The 25880-nt window shown below is 67.4% G+C and carries 31 protein-coding genes and 1 tRNA gene; 16 read left to right on the top strand and 16 right to left on the bottom strand.

The annotated features are described in order from the left end of the window. Positions 1–6: 6 nt before the first annotated feature. The 3 genes from A5781_RS13110 to nth are packed head-to-tail and all read right to left on the bottom strand — an operon-like array spanning position 7 to position 2201. Positions 7–831, bottom strand: coding sequence for a CoA pyrophosphatase (locus A5781_RS13110; RefSeq protein ID WP_067206238.1), 825 nt, complete (start codon positions 829–831; stop codon positions 7–9). 29 nt (positions 832–860) lie between these two features. Next, positions 861–1508, bottom strand: a complete 648-nt coding sequence (locus tag A5781_RS13105) for a TlpA disulfide reductase family protein (protein ID WP_067206235.1) — start codon at positions 1506–1508, stop codon at positions 861–863. Positions 1509–1520: 12 nt separating this feature from the next. Continuing rightward, a complete protein-coding gene (gene nth, locus A5781_RS13100) occupies positions 1521–2201 on the bottom strand; it encodes an endonuclease III (protein WP_067206232.1) in 681 nt (226 codons plus the stop codon). Between the two features lie 173 nt (positions 2202–2374). Between nth and A5781_RS13095 the strand changes: the two genes are divergently transcribed. Then, a complete protein-coding gene (locus A5781_RS13095) occupies positions 2375–2770 on the top strand; it encodes a hypothetical protein (protein ID WP_231990698.1) in 396 nt (131 codons plus the stop codon). Positions 2771–2868: 98 nt separating this feature from the next. Further along, entirely contained in the window at positions 2869–3543 is a 675-nt protein-coding gene (crp, locus tag A5781_RS13090) for a cAMP-activated global transcriptional regulator CRP (protein WP_044508824.1), read from the top strand. A gap of 192 nt (positions 3544–3735) precedes the next feature. Here crp and A5781_RS13085 read toward each other — a convergent pair whose 3' ends face one another. Genes A5781_RS13085 through A5781_RS25585 form a run of 3 tightly spaced genes read right to left on the bottom strand, consistent with a single transcriptional unit; the run spans position 3736 to position 5150 of the window. Further along, positions 3736–4527, bottom strand: coding sequence for an MBL fold metallo-hydrolase (locus A5781_RS13085; protein WP_067206225.1), 792 nt, complete (start codon positions 4525–4527; stop codon positions 3736–3738). Next, on the bottom strand, positions 4524–4988 hold the full coding sequence (locus tag A5781_RS13080; RefSeq protein ID WP_067206222.1) for a RidA family protein: 465 nt from the start codon (positions 4986–4988) through the stop codon (positions 4524–4526). Before A5781_RS13080 ends, A5781_RS13085 begins: the two co-directional genes overlap by 4 nt. Beyond that, a complete protein-coding gene (locus A5781_RS25585; RefSeq protein WP_007166633.1) occupies positions 4989–5150 on the bottom strand; it encodes a DUF4177 domain-containing protein in 162 nt (53 codons plus the stop codon). 77 nt (positions 5151–5227) lie between these two features. Between A5781_RS25585 and A5781_RS13075 the strand changes: the two genes are divergently transcribed. Together A5781_RS13075 and A5781_RS13070 are read left to right on the top strand one after the other, a co-directional pair. Further along, positions 5228–6250 carry an ArsA family ATPase gene (locus tag A5781_RS13075; protein ID WP_067206217.1) on the top strand — a complete coding sequence of 341 codons (1023 nt, stop codon included), beginning with the start codon at positions 5228–5230 and terminating at the stop codon, positions 6248–6250. After that, on the top strand, positions 6247–7416 hold the full coding sequence (locus A5781_RS13070) for an ArsA family ATPase (protein WP_067206213.1): 1170 nt from the start codon (positions 6247–6249) through the stop codon (positions 7414–7416). The genes A5781_RS13075 and A5781_RS13070 overlap by 4 nt, the downstream gene beginning before the upstream one ends. Positions 7417–7430: 14 nt before the next feature. Here the strand turns inward: A5781_RS13070 and A5781_RS13065 are convergent, their stop codons facing one another. Beyond that, positions 7431–7781: a WhiB family transcriptional regulator gene (locus A5781_RS13065; RefSeq protein ID WP_067206210.1), complete on the bottom strand. Its 351-nt coding sequence runs from the start codon at positions 7779–7781 to the stop codon at positions 7431–7433. Between the two features lie 364 nt (positions 7782–8145). On the opposite strand from A5781_RS13065, the gene ponA2 reads away from it, so the two are divergent. From ponA2 to A5781_RS13040, 5 genes are all read left to right on the top strand, one after another. Then, complete coding sequence (gene ponA2, locus A5781_RS13060; RefSeq protein WP_067206207.1) at positions 8146–10575, top strand: transglycosylase/D,D-transpeptidase PonA2; 2430 nt, start codon at positions 8146–8148, stop codon at positions 10573–10575. 68 nt (positions 10576–10643) lie between these two features. After that, a complete protein-coding gene (locus A5781_RS13055; RefSeq protein ID WP_066955708.1) occupies positions 10644–11603 on the top strand; it encodes a metallophosphoesterase in 960 nt (319 codons plus the stop codon). Further along, entirely contained in the window at positions 11600–12715 is a 1116-nt protein-coding gene (locus A5781_RS13050; protein WP_067206204.1) for a PLP-dependent cysteine synthase family protein, read from the top strand. Before A5781_RS13055 ends, A5781_RS13050 begins: the two co-directional genes overlap by 4 nt. Before the next feature lie 61 nt (positions 12716–12776). Beyond that, positions 12777–12850, top strand: a tRNA-Pro gene (locus tag A5781_RS13045). Positions 12851–12932: 82 nt separating this feature from the next. Continuing rightward, complete coding sequence (locus A5781_RS13040; RefSeq protein WP_067206201.1) at positions 12933–13508, top strand: hypothetical protein; 576 nt, start codon at positions 12933–12935, stop codon at positions 13506–13508. A gap of 41 nt (positions 13509–13549) precedes the next feature. Here A5781_RS13040 and A5781_RS13035 read toward each other — a convergent pair whose 3' ends face one another. Together A5781_RS13035 and A5781_RS13030 are read right to left on the bottom strand one after the other, a co-directional pair. Then, the gene (locus tag A5781_RS13035) at positions 13550–13852 is read right to left on the bottom strand and encodes a DUF4193 domain-containing protein (RefSeq protein WP_067206198.1); all 303 of its coding nucleotides are present in this window, start codon (positions 13850–13852) and stop codon (positions 13550–13552) included. 74 nt (positions 13853–13926) lie between these two features. Continuing rightward, entirely contained in the window at positions 13927–14217 is a 291-nt protein-coding gene (locus A5781_RS13030) for a hypothetical protein (protein ID WP_067206195.1), read from the bottom strand. Positions 14218–14569: 352 nt separating this feature from the next. Here A5781_RS13030 and A5781_RS13025 point away from each other — a divergent pair, with 352 nt between their 5' ends. Continuing rightward, entirely contained in the window at positions 14570–15262 is a 693-nt protein-coding gene (locus A5781_RS13025) for an HAD family hydrolase (protein ID WP_067206193.1), read from the top strand. Here the strand turns inward: A5781_RS13025 and A5781_RS13020 are convergent. Together A5781_RS13020 and A5781_RS13015 are read right to left on the bottom strand one after the other, a co-directional pair. Further along, the gene (locus tag A5781_RS13020) at positions 15230–15730 is read right to left on the bottom strand and encodes a DUF6328 family protein (protein ID WP_067206190.1); all 501 of its coding nucleotides are present in this window, start codon (positions 15728–15730) and stop codon (positions 15230–15232) included. The genes A5781_RS13025 and A5781_RS13020 overlap by 33 nt on opposite strands. Before the next feature lie 182 nt (positions 15731–15912). Beyond that, a complete protein-coding gene (locus A5781_RS13015) occupies positions 15913–16281 on the bottom strand; it encodes an STAS domain-containing protein (RefSeq protein WP_156622699.1) in 369 nt (122 codons plus the stop codon). Between the two features lie 162 nt (positions 16282–16443). On the opposite strand from A5781_RS13015, the gene A5781_RS13010 reads away from it, so the two are divergent. The 6 genes from A5781_RS13010 to A5781_RS12985 are packed head-to-tail and all read left to right on the top strand — an operon-like array spanning position 16444 to position 22059. Then, complete coding sequence (locus tag A5781_RS13010) at positions 16444–17346, top strand: STAS domain-containing protein (RefSeq protein WP_067206184.1); 903 nt, start codon at positions 16444–16446, stop codon at positions 17344–17346. Positions 17347–17368: 22 nt separating this feature from the next. Continuing rightward, complete coding sequence (locus A5781_RS13005) at positions 17369–17758, top strand: STAS domain-containing protein (protein ID WP_067206181.1); 390 nt, start codon at positions 17369–17371, stop codon at positions 17756–17758. Continuing rightward, positions 17748–18158 (top strand): anti-sigma regulatory factor, encoded by a 411-nt coding sequence (locus A5781_RS13000; protein WP_067206260.1) that lies wholly within the window; start codon positions 17748–17750, stop codon positions 18156–18158. Before A5781_RS13005 ends, A5781_RS13000 begins: the two co-directional genes overlap by 11 nt. Before the next feature lie 46 nt (positions 18159–18204). Beyond that, complete coding sequence (locus tag A5781_RS12995) at positions 18205–18777, top strand: SpoIIE family protein phosphatase (RefSeq protein WP_369816463.1); 573 nt, start codon at positions 18205–18207, stop codon at positions 18775–18777. Then, a complete protein-coding gene (locus A5781_RS12990; RefSeq protein WP_067206173.1) occupies positions 18774–20990 on the top strand; it encodes a SpoIIE family protein phosphatase in 2217 nt (738 codons plus the stop codon). Before A5781_RS12995 ends, A5781_RS12990 begins: the two co-directional genes overlap by 4 nt. Before the next feature lie 49 nt (positions 20991–21039). Next, positions 21040–22059, top strand: coding sequence for an iron-containing redox enzyme family protein (locus A5781_RS12985; RefSeq protein ID WP_067206263.1), 1020 nt, complete (start codon positions 21040–21042; stop codon positions 22057–22059). Here A5781_RS12985 and A5781_RS25015 read toward each other — a convergent pair. From A5781_RS25015 to A5781_RS12965, 5 genes are all read right to left on the bottom strand, one after another. Continuing rightward, positions 22007–22255 carry a CDGSH iron-sulfur domain-containing protein gene (locus A5781_RS25015; protein ID WP_082939325.1) on the bottom strand — a complete coding sequence of 83 codons (249 nt, stop codon included), beginning with the start codon at positions 22253–22255 and terminating at the stop codon, positions 22007–22009. The genes A5781_RS12985 and A5781_RS25015 overlap by 53 nt on opposite strands. Next, complete coding sequence (locus A5781_RS12980; protein ID WP_067206171.1) at positions 22252–22941, bottom strand: HemK2/MTQ2 family protein methyltransferase; 690 nt, start codon at positions 22939–22941, stop codon at positions 22252–22254. The genes A5781_RS25015 and A5781_RS12980 overlap by 4 nt, the downstream gene beginning before the upstream one ends. 99 nt (positions 22942–23040) lie before the next feature. Then, complete coding sequence (locus A5781_RS12975; RefSeq protein ID WP_067206168.1) at positions 23041–23595, bottom strand: type 1 glutamine amidotransferase domain-containing protein; 555 nt, start codon at positions 23593–23595, stop codon at positions 23041–23043. Between the two features lie 24 nt (positions 23596–23619). Further along, on the bottom strand, positions 23620–24792 hold the full coding sequence (locus A5781_RS12970; protein WP_067206165.1) for a zinc-dependent alcohol dehydrogenase: 1173 nt from the start codon (positions 24790–24792) through the stop codon (positions 23620–23622). Then, positions 24789–25715: an SRPBCC family protein gene (locus A5781_RS12965; RefSeq protein ID WP_067206161.1), complete on the bottom strand. Its 927-nt coding sequence runs from the start codon at positions 25713–25715 to the stop codon at positions 24789–24791. The genes A5781_RS12970 and A5781_RS12965 overlap by 4 nt, the downstream gene beginning before the upstream one ends. Positions 25716–25880 lie beyond the last annotated feature (165 nt).

The following is a 25880-nucleotide window of genomic DNA, read 5'->3' as shown; positions in this document are numbered from 1 at the left end:
TCATGTTCATCGGGGGGGACCGCCCTGCTCGCCGACCAGCGCCATCGCCGCGTCCAGCTCGCGGACGTCGGTGGTGTCCCAGGGCTGGGCCCAGCCGGCGACGTCGAGCATCGCACAGATCACCTGGCCAGTGAATCCCCAGACCAGCATCTCGTTCAGCAGAAACGCCGGTCCGGCCCACCGGCGGCCGAGGTCACCCCGGTAGACCATCAGCCGGTTGGCCGGGTTGATGAAGGCGCGCAACGGAACTCGCGCCACGATCGCGGTTTCGGCCTCGTTGACGACCGCCACCGGACCGGGATCTTGCGAGTAGGCCAGCACCGGGACGACGTGAAACCGCGACGGCGCAATGAACGTGCGCTCCATCGTGACCAAGGGACGCAACCGCGACACGTCGATTCCGGTTTCCTCCTGGGCTTCGCGCAAGGCGGTTGCCACCGGGCCGTCATCGGTGGGATCGGAGGCGCCGCCGGGAAACGCCGCCTGGCCGGCGTGGTGGCGCAAGGTCGAGGCCCGCACGGTGACCAGGAGGTCGGCGCCGTCGGGGATGCCGCCGTCGGCCGGCGCGGACTCCGGGCCCGAGAACAGCACCAAGACCGCGGCTTCGCGACCGCTGCCGCGCATCGCCGACAAAGACGACGCGGCCTTGCCGGTGATCATCGCCAGCACGTCGGCCGGCAGCCGGCGCCGGTACGCGTCCGGCATCCGCTCGACGTTGTCGACCAGGGGGCGCAGCCACGGCGGGGAGGCGTCGGGACTAAGCGCCACCGTCCCGCGCTCGCGGGTGGGGTTCCCACCTCCCGCGGGTAGGGGCGTACCCCCAACACTCACGGGGCGCTCCAGTCGGTCCAATTTTCGGCTTATCCCTTGTCATTTCCGACCGCAGCGGCGATCTCGTCGGCGCTGTCGAAGGCCCGCGGCAGCATCTGGGCAACGCTACCGTCCGGCCGCAGAACCACAGTCGCGGGCATCACGTTTACCACGCCCAGGGCAGCCGCGACCCGTCGGCGACCGTCCTGCAGGGTCGGCAGCCGAACGCCGAGTTCGGCCAGCCGCAGCAACGCGGCCGTCTCGTTCTCGTCCTGATGCACCGTCACCACCATCACGTCAGACCCGGCTCGCCGTTGATACTCGGCCATCGCGGGCAGTTCGGCCGCACACGGCGCGCACCAATACGCCCATAGGTTGAGGACCACCCGCCGCCCGGCCAGCGCGCGGGCGACGTCGACAGCCGAACCGTCGGCGGCGCACTCGGCCGTGACACCGCGCAGCGCAGGGGGGCCCGGGCCGTCACCGGCGGCGGGACAGGGCGCCAGGTCGGCCCGTTGCCGCGGACCCGCCAGCGCGGCGGCCGTGTCGGCGTCGCGGTGTTCGCGGTCGGGCGGGCTCGCGGCCGTGCCGGGCTTCGGGGCCGGCGCGGACTCGTCGCGCAGCTGGGCGACCAGGGCCGCCGCCAGCGCCGCCACCACCGCGAGGATCGCGATGGTCCAGCGCGTGGTCCGCGTCAAGGTGGTATGCGCCTACAGGCCGGCCAGGGCCAGCAAGTGCTCGGTTTCCGGGCCCCGCACCAGGGGCGCGGCCAGTAGCGGTTCGGTGGGGCCGAGGCCGAAGGAGGGGCAATCCTTAGCCACCACGCACACACCGCAGGCCGGCTTGCGCGCGTGGCACACCCGGCGGCCGTGGAAGATCACGCGGTGGCTCAACATGGTCCACTCGCTGCGTTCGATCAGTTCGCCGGCCGCGCGCTCGATCTTCACCGGGTCCTTGTCGCTGGTCCAGCGCCACCTGTGCAGCAGCCGCGCGAAGTGGGTGTCGACCGTGATGCCGGGGACGCCAAAGGCGTTGCCCAGGATGACGTTCGCGGTCTTGCGGCCCACCCCGGGCAGCGTGACCAGTTCCTCCATGGTGGAAGGCACCTCGCCGTCGAACCGTTCGACCAACGCCTGCCCGAGGCCGATGAGGGAGGTCGCCTTGTTGCGGAAGAACCCCGTCGGACGGATCAGGGTTTCCAGTTCGTCGCGGTCCGCCTGCGCGTAGTCCAGCGCCGAGGGGTACCGCTTGAACAACGCCGGCGTCGTCAGGTTCACCCGTTTGTCCGTGCTCTGCGCGGAAAGGATCGTGGCGACGGTCAGTTCCAGCGGCGTGGTGAAGTCCAGCTCGCAGTGTGCGTCCGGAAACGCCTGCGCCAGCGCCCGATTCATCCGGCGGGCCCGCCGCACCAAGCCGGCCCGCGTCTCCTCAGACCAGCGCCGTGCGCCGTTACCACCCGGTGGGACCGACGTGGACTTCGAGCGCCCGGACGACTTTGCCGCTGTCACCTACGACAGAGTACTGATTTCGTGATCTCGCCGAGACCTCGTGTTGATTGAAGTCCATGTTTACTCTCCTTGTGTCGTGGTTGCTGGTGGCCTGCGTTCCGGCGTTGCTGATGCTGGCGGCGCTCGGCTTGGGGCGGCTCGAACGGGGGCTCGCCCGCGAGGACGTCACCGTTGTCGCGGTCACCGAGCTTTTCGAGTACGCCGAACTTGTCGACGTGCGCACCCTGGCCCGGGAGGGCATGCCGGAGGCGCTGGAGTTTCTGCACCGGCGCGAGGCCCGGGAACTTTCCGACGCCGCGCTGGCCGGGCTGACGTCCGGACCGCGGCATGCGGCGCCGTCCTTTGCCGCCAGCTTCATTGACCATGCCGAGCTGACATTGCCGACGCGAATACAAGCGCATTCGCCCATCAATCCGCAGTTTAAGGCCACTCGACACGTCAATCGTGTGTAGCGTTGCACGTTGGACAAAATGTCCTACCGCTAGACTCATCACGCGAGCAAGGGATTAACCTGCCCGTACACAAATCATTGGAAAGCTGAAGAGGCAACGTGGACGAGATCCTGGCAAGGGCAGGAATCTTCCAAGGGGTTGAGCCCGGCGCGGTCGCCGCGCTGACCAAGCAACTGCAACCCGTCGACTTTCCCCGTGGGCACACGGTCTTCGCCGAAGGCGAGCCGGGTGATCGGCTGTACATCATCGTCTCGGGGAAGGTAAAGATCGGTCGTCGCTCACCCGATGGCCGGGAGAACCTGCTGACGATCATGGGCCCGTCGGACATGTTCGGCGAGCTGTCTATTTTCGACCCCGGCCCACGGACTTCGAGCGCCACCACCATCACCGAGGTGCGCGCCGTATCGATGGACCGCGACGCGCTGCGGGCGTGGATCGCCGACCGTCCCGAGATCGCCGAGCAGCTGCTGCGGGTGCTGGCCCGCCGGCTGCGCCGCACCAACAACAATCTGGCCGACCTCATCTTCACCGACGTGCCCGGCCGGGTGGCCAAGCAGCTGCTGCAGCTCGCCCAGCGGTTCGGCACCCAGGAGGGTGGCGCGATGCGGGTCACCCACGACCTGACGCAGGAGGAGATCGCCCAGCTGGTGGGGGCGTCCCGCGAGACGGTGAACAAGGCACTGGCCGATTTCGCCCACCGCGGGTGGATCCGCCTGGAAGGCAAGAGTGTGCTCATTTCGGACTCCGAAAGGCTCGCCCGCCGAGCGAGGTAAGCGCGCGCGGAGCGCGGGCGCAACCGAGCGAGAAAACAAACCCCCGAGCGAGGTAAGCGCGCGCGGAGCGCGGGCGCAACCGAGCGAGAAAACAAACCCCCGAGCGAGGTAAGCGCGCGAATTGCGTCGAGATCGACGTTATCGACACGTTCACTCGATCTTTTCCGCGATAGCGTCGATTTCGGCGCGAGTTCAGCGCTGCAAATAGTCCAGCTGCGCCTGAACGGACCATTCGGCCGCGTCCCAGAGTTTCTCGTCGACGTCTACATAGACGTGTTCGACGACTTGGCGCGCGGTGGCGTCGTCGCCGATGTCCCGCAACGCCGCGCGCACCTGTTCCAGCCGTTCCTGCCGGTGCACCAGGTACCCGGACGCGACGGCCTCCAGGTCCGGCAGGTCCGGCCCGTGGCCGGGCAGGACCGTACGCCGTCCCAGACCACGCAAGCGCCGCAACGATTCCAGATAGTCGGCCAGGCTGCCGTCTTCGGAATCAATGACGGCGGTGCCGCGGCCTAGCACGCTGTCGGCGGTGAGGACGGCGTCGTCGAGCACGAAGGAGAACGAGTCGGCGGTGTGGCCGGGGGTGGCCATCACCCGGATCTTGAGGCCGGCCGCGTCAATCACCTCACCATCGGTGAGGTGACCGCCAAGGCCGCGCAGAAACCCGCTACCCGCCGACCGCACCGTCGCGCCGGTCCGCTCGACCAGCTTGTCGATGCCGTCGGTGTGATCGCCATGCCGGTGGCTGATGAGTACCAGCGTGATACGGCCCAACTCGGCGACCCGGGCGATGTGTTCGTCGTCGTCGGGCCCGGGGTCCACCACGACCAACTCGTCGCTGCCCTTGCCGCGCAGCACCCAGGTGTTGGTGCCCTCAAGCGTCATCAACCCGGGGTTGTCGGCCAACAGAACCGAGGCAGTGTCGGTGACCGCCCGCAGCGTGCCGTATGCGGGATGACGCGGCGACTCCGGCACGTCGGTCACGGTCGCGAGCCGACCTCCACGATCAGCTCCACTTCGACCGGCGCATCCAGCGGCAGCTCGGAAACGCCGACGGCCGACCGCGCGTGCGCGCCGTCCTCGCCGAACACCTCGGCGAGCAGCTCCGAAGCGCCGTTGACGACGCTCGGCTGGCCGTTGAAACCCGCAGCGGAGGCGACGAAGCCGACGACCTTGACCACTCGGGTCACCGCGTCGATGCCCACCAGCGAATCGACGGCCGCCAGGGCGTTGAGCGCGCAGATCCGCGCCATCGCCTTGCCTTCTTCCAAGCTGACCTGCGCCCCGACCTTGCCGGCCCCGGCCAGCTGTCCCGCCTGCAGCGGCAGCTGACCGGCGGTGTACACCAGGTTGCCGGTCCGCACCGCGGGCACATAGGCGGCCAGCGGCGCCACCACCTCCGGAAGCGCGACCCCGAGTTCCGCGAGCCGGGCGGAAGCAGTCATCTACTTGGGACGCTTCAAATACGCGACGTGTTGCTCACCGGTTGGCCCGGGCAGTACGGACACCAACTCCCAGCCGTCGGCACCCCACTGGTCGAGAATCTGTTTGGTGGCGTGTGTGAGCAGCGGGACGGTGACGTATTCCCATGCGGTGGGTTGGCTCATGGCGCGAGCTTATCGGTCGGATGTGAACGGCTCTGGCCTGCCCGGGGGCCGGACGCCGGTCGGGCTAGCATGCGAAGGTGGCAAACACATCGAGCGGCGGTAGCGCCGTCGGCTGGCCGGCGCGGCTTTCGAAGGCCCGCCTGCATTTCGTCACCGGCAAAGGCGGTACGGGCAAGTCGACGATAGCGGCCGCACTGGCACTGACCCTGGCAGCCGGAGGCCGCAAAGTCCTTCTCGTGGAAGTCGAAGGGCGGCAAGGCATTGCGCAACTCTTCGACGTCCCGCCGCTGCCCTACCAGGAAGTCAAGATCGCGACGGCCGAACGGGGCGGTCAGGTCAACGCCCTGGCCATCGACATCGAGGCCGCATTCCTGGAATACCTGGATATGTTCTACAACCTCGGCATCGCCGGGCGGGCGATGCGGCGCATCGGCGCCATCGAGTTCGCGACGACGATCGCGCCCGGCCTGCGTGACGTCCTGCTCACCGGCAAGATCAAGGAGTCGGTGGTGCGGCTGAACAAGGGGGCCAAGAACCCCGTCTACGACGCGGTTGTCGTCGACGCACCACCGACGGGGCGGATCGCCCGCTTCCTGGACGTCACGAAGGCCGTGTCGGATCTGGCCAAGGGCGGACCGGTGCACTCGCAGAGCGAGGGCGTGGTGAAGCTGCTGCATTCCGAGCAGACCGCCATCCACGTGGTCACTCTGCTGGAGGCGTTACCGGTGCAGGAAACCCTGGAAGCCATCGAGGAGCTCGCCGAGATGGAGCTGCCGATCGGCAGCGTGATCGTGAATCGCAACATCGCGTCCCATCTGCAGCCCGCCGACCTGGCGAAGGCCGCCGAGGGAGACGTCGACGCGGACTCCGTGCGGGCCGGGCTGGAAATGGCGGGGATCAAGCTGAACGACACCGAGTTCGCCGGGCTGCTGACCGAAACCATCGAGCACGCCACGGTGATCGCCGCGCGCGCCGAGGTCGCGCAACAACTGGACGCGCTGCAGGTGCCCCGGCTCGAGCTGCCGGCGATCTCCGACGGCGTCGACCTCGGGAGCCTCTATGAGCTTTCGGAAGCGCTTGCGCAGCAGGGGGTTCGATGAGTACCACGCCGAATAGGCTTGATATGGCCTCGATCTTGGCCGACACGTCAAACCGCGTGGTGGTGTGCTGCGGCGCCGGCGGGGTGGGCAAGACCACCACCGCGGCCGCGATGGCGTTGCGCGCGGCCGAATACGGCCGCAACGTCTGCGTTTTGACGATCGACCCGGCCAAGCGGTTGGCACAAGCCCTGGGGGTCAACGACCTCGGCAACACCCCGCAACGAGTGCCCTTGGCGCCCGAGGTCCCCGGCGAGTTGCACGCGATGATGCTCGACATGCGCCGCACGTTCGATGAAATGGTGCTCCAATACTCCGGAAACGGCCGGGCGCAGTCGATCCTGGACAACCAGTTCTATCAAACCGTCGCCAGCTCGCTCGCCGGCACGCAGGAATACATGGCGATGGAGAAGCTGGGTCAGCTACTGGCCGAGGATCGTTGGGACCTGGTGGTGGTTGACACCCCGCCGTCGCGCAACGCGCTGGACTTCCTGGACGCGCCCAAACGGCTGGGCAGCTTCATGGACAGCCGGTTGTGGCGGCTGCTGCTCGCGCCGGGCCGGGGCATAGGCCGATTAGTCACCGGCGCAATGGGTTTGGCGATGAAGGCGATGTCCACCGTGCTCGGCTCACAGATGTTGAGCGATGCGGCGGCTTTCGTACAATCGCTGGACGCCACCTTCGGCGGTTTCCGGGAGAAGGCGGATCGGACGTACGCGCTGCTCAAGAGGCGCGGCACGCAGTTCGTGGTGGTGTCGGCGGCAGAGCCCGACGCACTGCGCGAGGCCTCCTTCTTCGTCGATCGGTTGTCTCAGGAAGACATGCCGCTCGCCGGGCTGGTCTTGAACCGCACCCACCCGACGTTGTGCTCGTTGCCCGCCGAGCGGGCGATCGACGGAATCGAAACGTTGGCGGCCGAGCCGGATTCCGAGGCGGCCTCGCTGGCCGCGGCCGTGCTGAGGATTCACGCCGACCGCGCACAGACCGCCAAGCGGGAGATCAGGTTGCTGTCGCGGTTCACCGGTGCCAACCCGCACGTGCCGGTGATCGGCGTTCCCTCGCTGCCGTTCGACGTCTCGGATCTGGAAGCGTTGCGCGCGCTCGCCGATCAGATCACGTCGGCGGGCGACGACGCGACCCGCGCCACGGCCCAGGGGCCCCTTCGCTAAGAGCCACCGCTGGGTCAGCCGACGTTGCGGGTTCTCCTCTTGTCGAAGAAGTCCGACCAGGACACCACTTCCGGGTGCTGCTTGAGCAGGGCCCGGCGCTGACGCTCGGTCATGCCGCCCCAGACGCCGAACTCGACTTTGTTGTCCAGCGCGTCCGCCCCGCACTCCTGCATGACCGGGCAGTGCCGGCAGATGACGGCGGCCTTGCGTTGGGCGGCCCCTCGAACGAAGAGTTCGTCCGGGTCCGTGGTCCGGCACAGTGCTTTGGAAACCCAGGCGATCCGTTCTTCGGCATCAACGCTGCGGAGTACCCCTTGTGCGGCCGCAATGTTTGTCCTACGCGCCGCAGGCCGTGTTCCTGACACGAACTGTTCCCTTCCCTACCGGCCGCTCTCACGACCGCCCTCCTGGGGTGCAGATCCACACCTGCGATCTACGCCACACTGTGTACATCGGTGTTACCTGAATCTCACCGTGTGTCTAAGTTAGGTGGTCAGCCACCAATTGCGCAACAGTCCGATAACGCCTTTTTTGGGACGGGCGTCCCGTCTCGTCTCAAAAGGGTAGGCGATCGAAGTGATCTTGCACACGTGCGCGGGGGCCCGCCTCACTGACGCACGCGCAAATTTTATCGCACTCGCGGCGGTAAAGCGCTGGTCAATGACAGGGGCAAAAAGTGGGTGAACTCGCAGCGTGGCGGCGTGACTGGGGGCCGCTACTGTAGTAGCCATGTCAGACCGCCCCCCGGCCCTTCTCACGATTTTGAAGCTCGCCGGGTATTGCTTGCTGGCCGGCGTCGTCGCCACGGCGCTGATGTTTCCGTTCGCGGGCGGATTGGGACTGGTGTCCAACCGGGCCTCCGAAGTCGTCGCCAACGGCTCGGCCCAACTCCTCGAGGGTGAGGTGCCCGCGGTCTCGACGATGGTCGACGCGAAGGGCAACACCATCGCCTGGCTGTACTCCCAGCGCCGCTTCGAAGTGCCCAGCGACAAGATCGCCAACACGATGAAGTTGGCGATCGTGTCGATCGAGGATAAGCGGTTCGCCGACCATAACGGGGTGGACTGGAAGGGCACGCTGACCGGGCTGGCGGGCTACGCGCGCGGAGACGTCGACACCCGTGGCGGTTCGACCATCGAGCAGCAGTACATCAAGAACTACCAGTTGCTGGTGACGGCGAAGACCGACGCGGAAAAGCGCGCCGCCGTGGAAACCACCCCGGCCCGCAAGCTGCGCGAGATCCGGATGGCGCTCACGCTGGACAAGACCTTCACCAAGCCCGAGATCCTGACCCGCTACCTGAACCTGGTGTCGTTCGGCAACGGTTCGTTCGGCGTGCAGGACGCGGCCCAAACCTACTTCGGCATCAACGCCTCGGACCTGAACTGGCAACAGGCGGCGCTGCTGGCGGGCATGGTGCAGTCGACCAGCGCGCTGAACCCTTACACCAACCCCGACGGCGCGCTGGCGCGGCGAAACCTGGTGCTGGACACCATGATCGAGAACATCCCTCAGGAAGCCGACGCACTGCGCGCCGCCAAGGCCACCCCGCTGGGTGTGCTGCCGCAGCCCAACGAGTTACCGCGGGGCTGTATCGCGGCCGGCGATCGCGCCTTCTTCTGCGACTACGTCCAGGAGTACCTGTCCCGCGCCGGCATCAGCAAAGAACAGGTGGCCCGCGGCGGCTACCTGATCCGTACCACGCTCGACCCGGACGTGCAGACCCCGGTCAAGGCAGCCATCGACCAGTTCGCCAGCCCGACCCTGCCCGGCATTTCCAGCGTGATGAGCGTGATTCAGCCCGGCAAGACGTCGCACAAGGTGATGGCGATGGCCAGCAACCGCACCTACGGCCTGAACCTCGACGCCGGCGAAACCATGCGACCGCAGCCGTTCTCGCTGGTTGGCGACGGCGCGGGGTCCGTTTTCAAGATCTTCACGACGGCCGCCGCCCTGGACATGGGCATGGGCACAAACGCCACGCTCGACGTGCCGAGCCGATTCCAGGCCAAGGGCATGGGTAGCGGCGGGGCCAAGGGCTGTCCCAAGGACACCTGGTGCGTGGTCAACGCCGGCAACTACCGCGGGTCGATGAACGTGACCGAGGCGCTGGCCACCTCGCCGAACACCGCGTTCGCCAAGCTGATTCAGCAGGTCGGGGTGACCCGCACGGTGGACATGGCGATCAAGCTGGGCCTGCGCTCCTACGCCGATCCCGGCACCGCCCGCGACTACAACCCCGACAGCAACGAGAGCCTGGCGGACTTCGTCAAACGGCAGAACATCGGCTCGTTCACCCTGGGCCCCATCGAGGTGAACGCGCTGGAGCTGTCCAACGTCGCCGCCACGCTGGCCTCCGGCGGCACGTGGTGCCCGCCGAACCCCATCGACAAGCTGATCGACCGGCACGGCAACGAGGTCGCGGTGACCACCGAGACCTGCGACCAGGTGGTTCCCGAAGGCCTGGCGAACACCATGGCCAATGCGATGAGCAAGGACGCGGTGGGCGGCGGCACGGCCTCCGGCTCCGCCGGTGCGGCGGGCTGGACGCTGCCGGTGTCCGGTAAGACGGGCACCACCGAGGCGCACCGCTCCTCCGGCTTCGTGGGATTCACCAACCACTACGCGGCGGCCAACTACATCTACGACGACTCCACGACGCCGACGGACCTATGTTCGTCGCCGCTGCGCCATTGCGGCGAGGGCGACCTGTACGGCGGTAACGAGCCGGCCCGCACCTGGTTCACGGCCATGAAGCCGATCGCCACCAATTTCGGGCCGGTGCAGTTGCCGCCCACCGATCCCCGGTACGTCGACGGGTCGCCCGGGTCGCGGGTGCCGAGCGTCGCCGGCCTGGACATCGACGCGGCCCGGTCGCGACTCAAGGAGGCGGGCTTCCAGGTCGCCGACCAGAACAACTTCGTCAACAGCACCGCGAAGCAGGGCGAGGTGGTCGGAACCACGCCGAGCGGCGCAACGATCCCGGGGTCGATCATCACCGTCCAGGTCAGCAACGGCATCCCGCCGGCTCCTCCGCCGCCGCCCGAAGGCGGGCCGCCGCCCGTCGGGTCACAAGTGGTGGAGATCCCGGGTCTGCCCCCGATCACCATTCCGCTGCTGGCGCCGCCGCCCCCCGCGCCGGGGCAGCCGCCTCCGTAGGCCGCCATCTTTGGTGCCGCGGCGCAAGGTATGCGTTGCCAAAGCGCAACCGGCAGTAGGCTGCCAGCATGGCTGATGTTTTGCCCACGCTGATTCGCACCGGTGCCGCCGCACTCGGTTCGGCTGTCGCCGGCATCGGTTACGCCGCCGTCGTCGAGCGCAACGCCTTCGTCCTGCGCGAGATAACCATGCCCGTCCTGGCGCCCGGTTCCACGCCCCTGCGGGTGCTGCATATCAGCGATCTGCACATGCTGCCCAACCAGCGCCGCAAACAGGCTTGGCTGCGCGAGCTGAGCAACTGGGAACCCGACCTGGTGGTCAACACCGGCGACAACCTGGCCCACCCCAAGGCGGTGCCCGCGGTGGTGCAGGCCCTCGGGGATCTGCTGTCGCGGCCGGGTGTCTTCGTGTTCGGCAGCAACGACTACTTCGGCCCGCGCCTGAAGAACCCTCTGAACTATCTGACCAACCCGTCGCACCGGGTTCGCGGTGAGCCGCTGCCCTGGCAGGACCTGCGGGCGGCCTTCACCGAGCGCGGCTGGCTCGACCTCACCCATACGCGGCGCGAGTTCGAGGTGGCCGGCCTGCACGTCGCCGCCGCCGGAGTCGACGACCCGCACATCGACCGCGACCGCTACGAGACGATCGCGGGCCCGGCCAGCCCGGCCGCGAACCTGCGACTCGGGCTGACCCATTCCCCGGAGCCGCGGGTGCTGGACCGCTTCGCCGCCGACGGCTACCAACTGGTGATGGCCGGACACACCCACGGCGGCCAGGTCTGCCTGCCGCTCTACGGCGCCCTGGTGACCAACTGTGGCCTGGACCGGACCCGGGCGAAGGGACCGTCCCGGTGGGGCGCGAACATGCAGTTGCACGTCTCCGCCGGCATCGGCACCTCACCGTTCGCGCCGGTGCGTTTCTGCTGCCGGCCCGAGGCCACCCTGCTGACGTTGATCGCCACCCCGATGGGCGGCCGCGATTCGGCCAGCGACCTAAGCCGTTCGCAGCCAACAGTTTCGGTGCGTTGACCGAGCGGACCCGGATCGCGGTCCGCAGCCGCTCGCGGTGCTGGACGGACAACGCGGTCCGGCTGATCCAGGCCGACGCGCGCCGCAGCGCCGACACGCACCTGTTGCGCTACCCGCTGCCGTCGGCGTGGGCCGGGGACGGTCCCGGCGCTCAGGTGGCGCTGTACCTCAAAGACGAGACCACGCACATCACGGGCAGCCTCAAGCACCGGCTGGCCCGCTCCTTGTTCCTGTACGCGCTCTGCAACGGCTGGATCGACGAGGGCACCACCGTGGTCGAGGCGTCGTCGGGTTCGACGGCGGTGTCGGAGGCGTATTTCGCGGCCCTGCTGGGCCTGCCGTTCGTCGCCGTGATGCCGGCGTCCACCAGCTCGGCCAAGGTGGCACTGATCGAAGCCCAGGGCGGCCGTTGCCATTTCGTGCAGAACTCTGCTGAGGTGTACGCCGAGGCCGAGCGCGTCGCCCGCGACACCGGCGGGCATTACCTGGACCAGTTCACCAACGCCGAACGCGCCACCGACTGGCGGGGCAACAACAACATCGCCGAGTCGATCTTCGAGCAGATGGGCGACGAGACGCATCCCATCCCGGAGTGGATCGTGGTGGGCGCGGGCACTGGCGGCACCAGCGCGACGATCGGCCGCTACATCCGCTACCGCCGGCACGCGACCCGGCTGTGCGTCGTCGACCCGGAAAACTCCGCGTTCTTTCCCGCCTACGCCGACGACCGCTACGACGTCGTGATGCCCACCTCGTCTCGGATCGAGGGCATCGGCCGGCCGCGGGTCGAGCCGTCGTTTTTGCCCGGCGTGGTCGACCGCATGGTGTCGGTGCCCGACGCGGCGTCGGTCGCCGCCGCCCGGCACGTCAGCGCCGTTCTGGGGCGCCGCGTGGGGCCGTCGACAGGTACCAACCTCTGGGGCGCCTTCGGCTTGCTCGCCGAGCTGGTCGCCCAGCGGCGCAGCGGTTCGGTGGTCACGCTGCTCGCCGACAGCGGCGACCGCTACCACGACACCTACTTCAGCGACGAGTGGGTCAGCGCGCAGGGACTTGATCCGAGCGGTCCCGCCGAGGTACTGGCGCAGTTCGAGCGCTCCTGCCTCTGGCAATGAGCCGCCACGCCGCGGTTTGGCCAGCCGATGGGCCGGTGCGATAGGCTGTCGGAGCTTCAAGCGGGGTGTGGCGCAGCTTGGTAGCGCGCTTCGTTCGGGACGAAGAGGCCGTGGGTTCGAATCCCGCCACCCCGACTCAGTTGTATTAGCTGGCGTGACAGCCGAACGCCGAGTTTGACACTGCGGCGTTGCGGCTTTGCCGTTAAGCTCTGCCCGCATGGCGCTGGTAAGCCCGCCGCCCGAGCAGGGCGAGCCACGCGGGGTCGGCCCACAGGTCACCGGATTTGCTGATTCCCCGGCGCCGGTCCACAGCCCCGGCCACCCCACCCTGGCGGAGATCACCCGGCGACAGCAGGAGATCCAGGCGTGGGAAGCGCTGAACGTCGGGGGCTACCGATTCGCCAAACCCGGCACCATCATCGGCGGCGTGATCTCCGCCGTGCTGGTGGTTCTCGTGCTGACGCCCATCCCTCCGAACTGGCCGTGGGACATCCCGACGATGATCCTGGCCGTCTTCACGGCGGTGGCGACCGTGACCTGCGGCCTGTTGTGGTTCGACAATCCGCACCCCGCTCCCCGCCCCGAGTCGTTGGCGATCGTGCCGTTCTCTCGGGCGGAAAACCTGCGGCTGATGCAAGACCAGCCCGTCGAGCCCTACCGCGCCATCTGTGCCTGCCCCGGCTGTGGCGACTTATCCACGCACCTGATCCGCGAGCCCGTCAAGAACGAACCGGACTGGGCGATGGTCACCCGGCGTTGCGCCGTGTGTCACCGAGAGTGGGCGCAGGCCTGAACCGGTTGTGCGCCAACGATTCAGCCCCGACCATTGCGGCACTAGGCGCAGTCGGCGCAGACGGACCTGCCCCCGTTCGAGCTGTGCAACCGGCTGCGGTGCTGCACCAGAAAACAGCTCGAGCACATGAACTCGTCGGACCGCTGGGGAATGACCGTCACCGACAGTTCCTCGCCGGACAGGTCGGCGCCGGGAAGCTCGAAGAAGTGCACATCGTTGGGGTCCTCATCGACCACCGTGGTGGCGGATCCCTGCAACGTCGGGGCTAGCTCGCGTATCGGGGACTTGTCCTGAGTTTCGGAGTCGGAGACCCGGCGTGCGTCATAGTCGCTTGCGGTCGCCATGGCAGTTCCTTCCTGCTGATGAGCCGGGTTGACGCACTTTCCTGTACTCACCCGTGGCGCAGGCTGTACCCCATTCAGGCGCGAGTTACACCGACCGGCCCGAAAATGTCACGCCGCCGGCCAGTGAGCCGCCTCAGCCGCCTGGCAATCGTGGGGTAATGCGCGAGGGCCAGGCCCAGCCACGGCGCGACGACCGACACGGTCAGCGCGACGATCGCCGCCCCTTCGTGCCCAAACAGCAGCTCGAACAGCCCGACTGCCAGACTGACGGCCCAGACCGCCACGGCCGCGAGGCCGAGCAGGGGGAAATCGCGCTCGTACTCGACCGAGTAGTTTGCTGCTCGTAACGAAACGGGCGCGACCATGATCGGCTTTTACCCGGTCATCGCCGCGATTAAACGTCTCGGCGGGCGGATTCGCGCCGGCCGGTGTTCGTTAGCTCACAGCGGTCAAATGGTCGGCGGCGGGGCGGGCTCATCGGAATTCGCGGCGTGCCACGCAAGTTCGGCGTCGCGCACCCGTCGGTGCTCATGAGAAAGTCTGTGTATCAGGGTGATTCGTGCGGCATGCGGTTCGCCGGCTGGGCCGCCGCCCGACCCGGCGGTTAAGGAGCCGTGGCCGATTTGCGGATCACGCTTGGCGGCTACCCGCCGTCCCCGAACGCAAACGACGCGGCACCCCGGTGTCAGCCGGCCCCGGCCTGGGTATGCCGCGCAGATGAAACCCGCCGTTCTCTTCGATGTCGACGGAAGCCTGGTCGACTCCAACTATCTTCACGTCCACGCGTGGCTGCGCGCCTTCGACGACGAGGGCCTGCCCGTCACCGCCTGGCAGATCCACCGGTGCATCGGCATGGACGGCTCCACGCTGGTGCGAACGCTCTCCAACGACGCCCCGGACGAGGTCCGGGAGCGGCTGAGCGACGGGCACAGCCGTTACTACCGGGAGAGCACCCCGCTGCTCACGCCGCTACCGGGTGCCCGCGCGCTGCTGCGCCGCGTCGCCGAGCTGGGGCTGCAGGTGGTGCTGGCCACCTCGGCACCCGACGACGAGCTGGAGATCTTGCGCAAGGTCCTCGACTGCGACGACGTCATCTCCGAAACGACGTCCTCGCGCGACGTCGACACCGCCAAGCCCGAACCCGGCATCGTGCAGGTCGCGCTGGAGCGGGCCGGGGTGGATGCCGACCATGCCGTGTTCGTCGGGGACGCGGTGTGGGACGCACATGCCGCGGCGGGCGCCGGATTGCCCTGCATCGGGCTGCTCAGCGGCGGCATTGCGCGCGAGGAGCTGCAGGCGGCGGGCTCGGCACCGATCTTCGCCGATCCACAAGACCTGCTCGAGCACCTGGACTCGACCCGCATCTCCGAACTCGCGCTACATGCCGCGGGTGCGGAGCAGAATCGGTAGCAGCCACCAGAAGAACGTAAACAGCGTCAGCGCACACGCTCCCGCGATCAGTGCCGGGCTGCGTCCGGCCACCGCGGCGAACACGATGATCGTCACCCCGGTCAGGGCGAGGCCGAGCAGCGCCAGCCCGGCGTACGCGCAGCGGTGCGCGGCCGACACCAGCACCTGGAGACGATGGCGCCGGAAGAGCATCCGGTGCATGCCCACCGGGGCGATCAGCAGCACTGTCGCGCCCACCGAGCACCCCACAGTCGCGAGATAGGCGTCGCGCAGGAGCGGGGCGAGAACGTCGAAACGTTGCTGGAACGGCAGGGTCAGCAGGAAACCGGTGAGCAGCTGCACGCCCGTCTGCACGACGCGCAGCTCCTGCAGCAGGCTGTTCCAATTGCGGTCCAGCCGTTGGATTTCGGTTTCGCCACGCTCGTGGCTATCCCATCGCTGGTCGTCTTGAGGATTGTCGACGTCCATAGGCGTGATCATCGCACCTGTCGCATGCGCCAGCGCCGTTTCACGCAGGATGGTCGCGAGAATTCGTTATCCGCTTTCGCAAAGTGAATTGATTTCCGCGGCCGCCAATTTGGTAGCCATATATCGCAATGGACGTTGGCAATTCACCAAAAACGTTGTTGCGCAACCGCGCGCAGCGACGACTACCGGCTGATGTTGTCGTCCCGCACCGCGGTCAACGCGTCGTCCAGCGTCGGGTACAACGGGAACGTCTTGTCCAGCCCGGTCAGGTGAATCGGCCGCCTGGTCGCCGGGCCGCGCGCGACCACCCCGAACCCCGTCGCCTGGCCCAGCTTCTCGTACGTCGCCGCCAGGATCTTCAGGCCCACCGAACCGAGGAATTCCACCGCGGAGAGATCGATGACCAGTGCCGAGGGGCTCTCCGCGACAACCGCGCCGATGGCCTGTTCCAGGGCCGGCGCCGTGACCAGATCGATTTCGCCGCTGACACTGACCACGGACACCCCATCGTGGTCCTCAACCAACGTGGTAATCGAATCAGGAGCTGACAATGGCGATCCTTTGTCCTGGGCGTCAGGTGTGGTGCAAGCCTAGCCTGCGTTGCGAACTGCGAGAAGAATATGCCCTCAACACCTGCCCCGCGACAACCCAGGCTAGTCTCGCAAAATCGAGCCTGCACACAGCGGGGCGCGGACCGGCACTCGGGAGGCAATATGTCAGATTCGCCGGCGGAGTTCAGCGGCGGGGGCGCCACCGCGCAGGCGGTCAGCATTTCCAGCGAGGGCCTGCTGCCACAGCTCGTCCAGCACCTGCGGCAGAACCGCACCGTGCTGCGCGAGGAGTGGGCACGCAGGATCACCGAGGCCGAACTGCTCACCGCGATGACGCCGGAGGAGCTGTTCTCCGAGGCGACTGCCGTCTACGACAACTACGTGGAGGTGCTCGAGACCGGTAGCGTCGAGGCGCTGCAGGCCTACGCGCGCGACCTATCCGAGCGCATCATTCCGCGGGGCGTGGAAACGGACGAGGTCGTCGGCATCGTGTTGTTGCTGCGTGACGTGCTGGCGCGCTCGTTGTTCGAGAAGTACCAGACCGAATTCGAGATGCTAAATCGGGTTCTGGATGCCTACGAACCCGCGGCCAACCGCATCGCCAACACCGTGGCGGTCAGCTTCGTGCAGGAACGCGAGCGCATCATCCGCCAGCAGCAGGAAGCCATCCGCGAGCTGTCGACGCCGGTGCTGCAGGTGCGCGAACAGCTGCTGATTCTGCCGATCATCGGTGTGCTCGATTCTCAGCGCGCCCGACAGGTCACCGAGCAACTGCTGAGAGCCATCCGCGCGAACCGCGCGAAAGTGGTGGTCATCGACATCACCGGTGTGCCGACCATCGACTCCACGGTGGCCAACCACCTGGTGCAGACGGTCGACGCGTCGGGTCTGATGGGCGCCAGCGTCATCATCACCGGCCTGTCCTCCGAAATCGCCCTGACGCTGGTGACCATCGGGCTGGACCTGTCGAAGATGAACGCCGTCGGCGACCTGCAGGGCGGCATCGAGGAAGCCGAGCGCCTGCTGGGCTACGAGGTCACTCGCACCGGCGAGCAGCCAGGATAGCTACGAGGAACACGAGCGCGCCATGCCCGTACCGATCCTGAAACAGGGTGCGATCCTCATCGCCTCGGTCCAGGCCGCGCTCAGCGACTCCGACGCCGAGCGGCTCCGCTATGACCTCATGGAGCGGGTCAGCCGGTTCCGCGCGCAGGGCATCATCGTCGACGTCACCGCCATCGACGTGATGGACTCGTTCGCGGCCCGGTCGCTGCGGACCATTGCGCACATGACGCGGCTGCGCGGCGCTGACACGGTGATCGTCGGCCTGCAGCCGGAAGTGGCCTTCGCGATGGTCCAGCTGGGTTTGGCGTTCGACGACATGAATACGGCGCTGGACCTCGAAGAAGGCCTCGCCCTGCTGAATCGTCAACTGACGCAGCGGAAGCCGACGATCGGGCGCGATGGTGGCGACTGATATCGTCGTCGCCATCGACAATTCCGACGACATCGTCGAAGCTCGCAAAGCCGGACACCAACTCGCACTCGATCTGGGATTCTCCCTCACAGACGTCACAATGATCGCGACGGCGATCTCCGAGATCGCGCGAAACATCACCAGCTACGCCGGCCGCGGCAGCGTCCGGGTCTTCGTGGCCGACCGGGAGGGCCGCAAGGCTCTGGTGGTGCGCGCCGAGGATCAGGGACCGGGCATCTTGGACATCGAGCGGGCGATGGAAGACGGGTATTCGACCGGCCGCGGGTTGGGGATGGGCCTACCGGGCTCCCGCCGGCTGATGGACAAGTTGTTCGTGGAGTCCGCGCTCGGCCGGGGGACGGTCGTCGAGATGTGGAAATGGGTCCCTCCCCGTGCGTGACAACGGCCGGTTCGGTCCGATCGAGTGGGCAAGGGCGGGCCGCCCACTGCCCAGCGAGTATGTCTCGGGCGATCGAGGCCTCGCAGTCGACATCGGCCGCGAAGCTGCGCTGTTCGGCGTGGTGGACGGCCTCGGCCACGGTCCGGATGCCGCAGCCGCTGCGCTGCGCGCCATCGAAGCGGTCAAACGCTCCAGTTCGGAGCGGCTCGAAGTATTGATCCAGCTTTGCCATCGTGTGCTGGAGGGCACCAGAGGGGTGGCGATGACGTTGGCACGGGTGGACTTCGCCGCTAACACGCTGACCTGGACGGGCGTCGGCAACGTCACCGCCGACGTGGTGGCCAAGTCCCCGACCGGCGTCCAAATCCGATCCAGCGCACGGCTTACCGCGGGAATCGTCGGCTATCGCATACCGGAAATCAGACCGGCGCAGGTTATTTCGATCCGTCCGGGAGACCTACTCGTGATAAGCACCGACGGGATCGCCGAAAACTACCTTGACCACATCGACTTCTCGGCCACCGCAGTCGTCATCGCCGAGGAATTACTCGGTAAGGATGCCAAGGAAACCGACGATGCCATGGTGCTGACCGCTCGTCATCGGGGCGTCTCGACATGAGTGATAGCGACGAGTTCCACGCCCAGTACGCCGCGGCGCTGCGCACCTACATGGAGGCGCGTGACGAGGACAGCCTGGCGGCCGCATATGAGCTCGGCCGCCGAGCCCTGCAGGAGGAAGTCAGCCTGCTCGCGATCATCGAGCGGCACGTCCAGCTGATCCTCGTTCTGGCCAAGGACATCCAGATAGACGCGCCGATCGCGCTGGAATTCCTGTTGCAGCTGCTGGTCCCGCTCGACATCGCCACCCGCGGCTTCCTGGACGGCACCAGGCGCTTCGCGCGCGAGCGCGCCCGCGCCGAGGGACTGGCCGACCGCGACAGATTCCGCACCGCGCTGGTCAATTCGTTGCAGGAGGGCTTCTTCGTCGCCGATCACGAGGGCTCCGTGATCGACATGAACAACGCCCTGATCGAAATACTCGGCTATCCCGCCGAGGGCCTGCCCTACCGGTGGCCGCACCCGTGGTTGGTCGACCAACAGGGCGCCCGCCAACAGCAAGCGCTGGTCCAGAGCATCGGCACCACCACCTACGAGACACCGATTCGGCACCGCGACGGGCACCTGGTTTGGGTGACGGTGAGCATCAACGCGGTGCAGGGCAGCGGCAGCGAACAAGGCGTCTTCGTGGGGACGATCCGTGACATCACCGCCGAAAGGGCCTTCGCCGCGAGGGAAAGCGCGGTGCTGCGGTTGGCGACTGCGGTGGCGGTGGCCAAAAGCGTTGACGAGCTGCTGTCCATCACTCTCGACGAGTGCAGCACGGCTATCGACGTACAACGGGTGGTCGCGATCTCCTGGCCGACCGGCGACGGCGAACCGACCGTCCAAGTGGCGGGCGAGACGTCCAAAACGTCCTGGCGCAAGCTGGATCCGTGGTTGCGTCATACCTTCGAGGTCGCGCGTCACCAGCTGCCGCTGACCGCCAAAACGGTTGAGCGACCCGACAATCCCGGCAAGGCACACGGATTGGTGGCGGTGCTCTCCGGCGCGGGCGACCTGGCGTTGTGGTTGGAGCTGCGCTCGCCGCGCTGGATCAGTGCCGAAGACCGGCTGCTGGTGACCGTCCTCATCGGCCACCTGAGCCTGGCCATGCAACACGTCCGCCAATTCGAAAGCGCCCGCGAGACATCGCTGACCCTGCAGCGCGCCCTACTGCCGACGATGCAGCCGCCCCCGGGCTTCGCCGTGCGCTACGAGCCCGCGGTCCCGCCCCTGGAAATCGGCGGCGACTGGTATGACGTGCTGCCGATCGGCGACCATCGCATCGGCATCGTCGTCGGTGACTGCGTGGGTCGCGGGCTGCCGGCCGCGGCGGTCATGGGCCAGCTACGCAGCTCGGCGCGGGCGCTGTTGATCAACGGGGCAGAGCCCGCGTTGCTGCTCGAGCAACTCGACTCGGCGGCCTCGCTCATCCCGAACGCATACTGCACCACCGTTTTCCTGGCGATCCTCGACACCGAATCCGGTGTCCTGCAATACAGCAACGCCGGCCACATGCCCGCCGTGCTCGTCGGGTCCGAGCCGGGGACGACGCTGATGTTGACCGATGCCGCGTCGGTGCCGCTCGCGGTCCGCCGCCCCGACCCCCGCCCGCAGACCAGCCGCGTGCTGCCGCCCCGCTCCACCCTGATGCTGTTCACCGACGGGCTGGTCGAGCGCAAACACGAGTCCATCGATGACGGGATGGACCGCGCCGCAGCGGTGCTGGCGAAGACGACGACGTTGCCGTTGGACTCGGTCGCCGATGCGGTCCTGAGTGAGCTGGCGCCCGCGGCGGGGTATGACGACGATGTGGCGATGGTGATCTACCGGCACCAGCAGTCCCCGCTTCGGATCGAAAGTGAAGCCAGCGCAGGGCGGTTGGTTGGCATCCGGCATCGGTTGGCCGAATGGCTGCGCACCGCGGACGTGCCGGACGAACTGGCCGCCGACATCGTGCTGGTCGTCAACGAGGCCTGCACGAACTGCGTCGAGCACGCATACTCCGGACAACCGCTGGGCACGATGCTGCTCGACGTCGAACTCGCCGACGGCGAAATCCTCGCCCGGATCAGCGACCAGGGCTCGTGGAAGCCACCGCAGGTCAACCCCGGCAACGGTGGGCGGGGCCTGGTGCTGATGCGGGCGCTCAGCACCGCGCTCGCACTCGACTGCACCCCCGCCGGGACGACGGCCGACATCATCTTCCGGCTGCCGGCCGAGGGTGGGTAGGGGTGGCGCCGCACCGTTTGTGGCCCCTGGATTGCGGGTAGTCGTGGGCGTGACCCGCGCATCGATCATCACCGAACCCGCCCTGCCGGCGGCACACGGGCCGCTGTCGACCGCAGTCCGACGCGCGCTGACCGGACCGCCGTCACATGACCACCTGACCCGCATCGGCGCGTCCGTGCGCGATTCGGATCCCTACGGCCTGGATCTGCAGCTGGCGCTGTGCATGTGCTACGAGCTGCACTACCGCGGCTTCGCGGGCGTCGACCCCGGCTGGGAATGGAATCCGGCACTGCTGGCACTGCGCGGCGAGCTCGAACGCGTTTTCCTGGCCGGCGTGCGCCGCGACGTCGGGCCCATCGCATCGGATCAGACCGCCGCCGCCGAAATGGACGCCATCTCGGTCGAACCGGTCGACGGCACGGGTCCATCGTATTACCTGCGCGACACCGGAACGTGGCAACAGATGCGCGAGTACTTCGTCCACCGGTCCGTGTATCACCTCAAAGAGGGCGATCCGCACGCGTGGGCGATCCCGCGGCTGATGGGTGTCGCGAAAGCGGCTTTCGTGGCAATCGAATTCGACGAGTATGGCGCGGGCCAGGGTCCCCGGCTGCACCAGCAGCTTTTCGCCGATCTGATGGCGGCCGCGAATCTGGACACGACGTATCTGGCCTACGTGGACGCAGTTCACGCCGAAGCTTTGGCGGCGGTGAACCTGATGTCGCTGTTCGGGCTGCACCGCGAGTTGCGTGGCGCGGCGATCGGGCACTTCGCTTCGACGGAGATCACCTCCCCGCCGGGATCCCGGCGAATGGTGCAGGCCCTGCAGCGGATGGGGGCACCAACGGCGTGCGTCGAGTTCTACGCCGAGCACGTCGAGGCCGACGCCGTGCACGAGCACGTGGTGCGCATAGACGTGGTCGGGGATCTCGTCGAGCGGGAGCCGCACCTCGATCGCGACATCGTGTTCGGGATCCGCGCGCACGCGGCGGTCGAAGACCGTTTGGCCGACGCGGTTATGGCGTCGTGGCAGCAGGGTCGGTCGTCGTTGCGGAGGGCGCTGGACTAGACGTCCGGCGGGCCAGGTTCCGGCATCTGCGATGGCTGGTGTCGCATAAGGGATACTTCTCGCTGCGCCGGCAGGTGCAGATCGCCACCATGAACCGGTCGGACTCGACGACCTCCCCGTTCGGCATCTCGATGCGCACCGGGCCGGACACCAGCACCGGCCCGCCGGCAACCACCTGGACCCGGGTGGTAGTCACCGCTTGTCCGCCCGGATCACGATCAGCTCCTCTTCCCGGCGTCCGCGGGGTATCAGGCCGACGCTCTCGAGCCACCTCGCCCGCGCCGTCATCACGGGGCCGAACGGTATCCATTTCGACGCAATGACTTTGGCGTCCATGCCGGCCCACTTCAGGGAATCCAGCGATTGCCGGACACCGGCGAGTGCCGAGTGCACGAGAAGCAGGGATCCCCCGTCGCACAGCAACTTCGGCGCCGCTTCGCACAGCGGGTCCAACACCATCCGGCCATCAGGGCCGGCGTTCCAGGCCCACGACGGGCCGGCGCCGGGGCCGATGTGCTCCGTGTCACCGTTCGGCGGTGTCGGCACGTACGGCGGGTTGGACACGACGACGTCGAACGGCGCGCAGTCGAGCGCATCGCTCCAAGTGCCCTTGCGCACATCGACATTCACGCCGACGGTGGCCGCGTTGTCGCGAGAGCAACCCACGGCGTGCGGGCAGATGTCGAAGGCCGTCACGTCGGCGCCACCCATCTCGGCGGCCGCGATCGCCACGAATCCGCTGCCCGTACACAAGTCGAGAACGCGCCGGCCCGGAATGAGCGCGCTTTCTCGCATCTCATTCACCAGTAATCGGGAATCGTCCTGGGGCTGATACACGTTCGAAGCAGCCGAGACAGCGGGTCCTGGATATGTTGTGGTCAACTTTGGCCTTTCGACAGATCGCCGCGGCGATCACTGCTTGGCCTGTGTAATGCCCGCAAACCGATGGGTTCAAACGGAGTGGTTAAAGGCATTTTTCGGCTAACTCGCAGGCGCATGGGCGAATTGCTTGACAATGGTCGCGCAAAACGCCGGCAGGTCCTTCGGTGAGCGACTGGTGATCAAATTGCCGTCGACGACGACCTCCTCGTCCACCACGTTTGCGCCGGCATTGCGCAGATCGGTGCGAATGGACGGGTAAGACGTCAGCGTGCGGCCCTCTGCCACACCGGCTTCCAGCAGCGTCCAGGGGCCGTGGCAGATCGCCGCGACCGGCTTTCCGGAGCCGACGAAGTCGCGCACGAAGGAGACTGCGGTGGCGTCCATCCGCAGCTTGTCCGGATTCACGGTGCCACCCGGAAGTACCAGGCCGTCGAATTCGGCTACCGACGCGTCCGACACCGCACGGTCGACTTTGAAGGTTCCGGCCGGTTCGAGGTCGTGATTGCGAGCCTGAATTTCTCCGGTCTTCAGCGAAAGCAGCTCGACCTGTGCGCCGGCCTCTTCGAGTGCCGCACGAGGTTGCTCGAATTCCACCTTCTCCACGCCGTCCGCGGCGAGAATCGCGACTTTCTTGCCTTCCAATTCATTTGCCATGGCTATTCCCCTTCACCCTTTGGATTACGTCGGATTGAGGATGACTTTGGTGCAGCGGTCCTCTTTGTTCTTGAAGATCTCGTAGCCGTGGGGCGCCTGGTCGAGGCTCAGGTGGTGGCTCACGACAATGGTCGGGTCGATGTCGCCGTTGCGAATCCGGTCCAGCAGCGGGCGCATATAGCGATGCACGTGACACTGACCGGTCTTGATGGTCAGCGATCGGTTCATGACGGCCCCGATCGGGAATTTGTCCATCAGGCCGCCGTACACCCCGACGATCGAAAGAGTGCCGCCGTTGCGGCAACTCATCGCCGCTTCCCGGATGGCATGCGGGCGTTCGGTTTCCAGGCGCGCCGCCTGCTTGACGCGGTCATAGGCATCCACCGGGGCGGACCCACTGCGCGCTTCCATGCCGACGGCGTCGATGCAATGGTCGGGCCCCCGGCCGGCGGTGATGTCCCGAAGCTCCTCGAGGACCGACGTTTCGGCGAAGTTGACCGGCGTGGCGCCGATCTGCTTCGCCAGTTCGAGTCGATACGGAACACGGTCGACGGCAATGACTTTCGACGCCCCGAGCAGGAACGCGCTCATGATCGCGAACAGGCCGACCGGGCCCGCACCCCACACCGCGACCACGTCACCGGGGGTGATGTTGCACATCTCCGCACCCATGTAACCGGTCGGGAGGATGTCGGACAGGAACAGGACCTGCTCGTCGGTCAGGTCGTCTTCGATCTTGAGCGGGCCCACATCGGCGAACGGCACCCGCGCGTATTCGGCTTGACCACCGGCGAAGCCGCCGAGCATGTGCGAGTAACCGAACAGTCCCGCCGGGGAATGACCCATGAATTTCTCGGCGATCCCGGCGTTCGGATTGGAGTTCTCGCACAGCGAATACAGGTCACGCCGGCAGGCGGAGCACGCCCCGCACGCGATCGGAAACGGCACCACCACCCGATCACCGATGGCCAGGTTGTTGACCGCCTTGCCGACTTCGACCACCTCGCCCATAAACTCGTGCCCGAGCACGTCGCCGTGCTTCACGGTGGGGATGTAGCCGTCGTAGAGGTGCAGATCGGAACCGCAGATCGCCGTCGAGGTGATGCGCACGATGGCGTCGCGGTCGTTGAGGATCTTGGGGTCCGGAACGGACTCCACCTGGACGCTGTTGCGGCCCGCCCAGACGGTGGCTTTCATACGCTGGCTCCTTCGTTCGGTTGAGCGGGCTGCTGGTGCAGCTGCCGGGCCGCCGCCGTCCCTTCGGGAGACCCGTCCGAACGCAGCACCTGGCCGGTTTCAAGAATCTGCTTGAAGCGCCGGAGGTCGTCGTTGACTTGTTGTTCGGGGGACTCGCCGAACAGGCTTGCCGCCGCCTTCGCGAACAGCCCGCCGGGGATGTGGTAGCCGATCCTGACGCGAACTTCGGTGCCGTCGCCGGTGGCGGTGGGCGTGAATTCGACGCTGCCGCCGTTCTCGATCGCCGAGCCCGGCAGCGACTGCCATGCGATCCGCCGGTTGGTGTCGTCCTCGGTGATCTGCGCGTCCCACTGCACCGACTGTCCGGCCGGGGCGTTGGCGACCCAGTGCGACTGTCCGTCGGCGCCGGGGGTGACCGCTTGCAGGTGGTGCATGAAGCTCGGCAGGTTTTCCAGATCACGCCAGAACCGGTACACCTCCTCGGGCGAGCGCCGCACGGTGACCGCCGCGCGCAGCGTGCGGTGCCGGGCGCCGTTCACGTGCCGGCCGCCGCCGTTGACAGTGCGCAGTGCCGTGTAGAGGTCGAGGCCCGCTATGCCGGTGAGCAGCACGGCCGACACCGTGCCCTGCCGCCGCCGTCCCGGGCCGCGCGCGGCCACCCCGGCCATCAACAGCGCCATGTCCAGGACGTCGCCGGCCACCCGGGTCCACACCAGCTTGTCGGGGCCGCCCAGCAGCGCGGCGCCGTGGCCGCATTCACGCGCGCCCAGCGCGCGGATGACCTTTCGTGACCGGGGGGTGTCGTCGACTCCCGCAACGGCAGCAACTTTTCCCGGGGCGATCAGCTCGCTCAAACCCAGCCCGAAGCTGGCGCCGCTGAGTGCCTTGACCAGAGCGGAGGTGGTGGCGGATCGATCGCCCATCGTCAACTCTCCTTGCCTAACGGCGAACGCGAATCGGGGCAAAGGTGCTGCAAGACAGCCCCTTTGCGGATCTTCGGGTAGTCGGCGCTGCCAGCCGGTGTTCGCGCGCCGCATCGCCCGTACTCACCGGTGCGCACGATTGAAGCCGGATACCCGGGCAGCTAC

Source organism: Mycobacterium sp. 852002-30065_SCH5024008, assembly GCF_001665645.1.
Lineage (GTDB): Bacteria > Actinomycetota > Actinomycetes > Mycobacteriales > Mycobacteriaceae > Mycobacterium > Mycobacterium paraffinicum.
The sequence above is the reverse complement of the archived record's forward strand: the minus strand, read 5'-3'. Positions and strand labels throughout refer to the sequence as shown.

Excerpts from the sequence above, each read along its gene's own strand:
- nth (WP_067206232.1), bottom strand. The coding sequence starts at position 2,201 with ATGAATCGGGCGCTGGCGCAGGCGTTTCCGGACGCACACTGCGAGCTG.
- A5781_RS13095 (WP_231990698.1), top strand. The coding sequence starts at position 2,375 with ATGTTTACTCTCCTTGTGTCGTGGTTGCTGGTGGCCTGCGTTCCGGCG.
- A5781_RS13080 (WP_067206222.1), bottom strand. The coding sequence starts at position 4,988 with ATGACTGCTTCCGCCCGGCTCGCGGAACTCGGGGTCGCGCTTCCGGAG.
- A5781_RS25585 (WP_007166633.1), bottom strand. The coding sequence starts at position 5,150 with ATGAGCCAACCCACCGCATGGGAATACGTCACCGTCCCGCTGCTCACA.
- A5781_RS13070 (WP_067206213.1), top strand. The coding sequence starts at position 6,247 with ATGAGTACCACGCCGAATAGGCTTGATATGGCCTCGATCTTGGCCGAC.
- ponA2 (WP_067206207.1), top strand. The coding sequence starts at position 8,146 with ATGTCAGACCGCCCCCCGGCCCTTCTCACGATTTTGAAGCTCGCCGGG.
- A5781_RS13055 (WP_066955708.1), top strand. The coding sequence starts at position 10,644 with ATGGCTGATGTTTTGCCCACGCTGATTCGCACCGGTGCCGCCGCACTC.
- A5781_RS13040 (WP_067206201.1), top strand. The coding sequence starts at position 12,933 with ATGGCGCTGGTAAGCCCGCCGCCCGAGCAGGGCGAGCCACGCGGGGTC.
- A5781_RS13035 (WP_067206198.1), bottom strand. The coding sequence starts at position 13,852 with ATGGCGACCGCAAGCGACTATGACGCACGCCGGGTCTCCGACTCCGAA.
- A5781_RS13030 (WP_067206195.1), bottom strand. The coding sequence starts at position 14,217 with ATGGTCGCGCCCGTTTCGTTACGAGCAGCAAACTACTCGGTCGAGTAC.
- A5781_RS13025 (WP_067206193.1), top strand. The coding sequence starts at position 14,570 with ATGAAACCCGCCGTTCTCTTCGATGTCGACGGAAGCCTGGTCGACTCC.
- A5781_RS13020 (WP_067206190.1), bottom strand. The coding sequence starts at position 15,730 with ATGGACGTCGACAATCCTCAAGACGACCAGCGATGGGATAGCCACGAG.
- A5781_RS13010 (WP_067206184.1), top strand. The coding sequence starts at position 16,444 with ATGTCAGATTCGCCGGCGGAGTTCAGCGGCGGGGGCGCCACCGCGCAG.
- A5781_RS13005 (WP_067206181.1), top strand. The coding sequence starts at position 17,369 with ATGCCCGTACCGATCCTGAAACAGGGTGCGATCCTCATCGCCTCGGTC.
- A5781_RS12990 (WP_067206173.1), top strand. The coding sequence starts at position 18,774 with ATGAGTGATAGCGACGAGTTCCACGCCCAGTACGCCGCGGCGCTGCGC.
- A5781_RS12975 (WP_067206168.1), bottom strand. The coding sequence starts at position 23,595 with ATGGCAAATGAATTGGAAGGCAAGAAAGTCGCGATTCTCGCCGCGGAC.
- A5781_RS12970 (WP_067206165.1), bottom strand. The coding sequence starts at position 24,792 with ATGAAAGCCACCGTCTGGGCGGGCCGCAACAGCGTCCAGGTGGAGTCC.
- A5781_RS12965 (WP_067206161.1), bottom strand. The coding sequence starts at position 25,715 with ATGGGCGATCGATCCGCCACCACCTCCGCTCTGGTCAAGGCACTCAGC.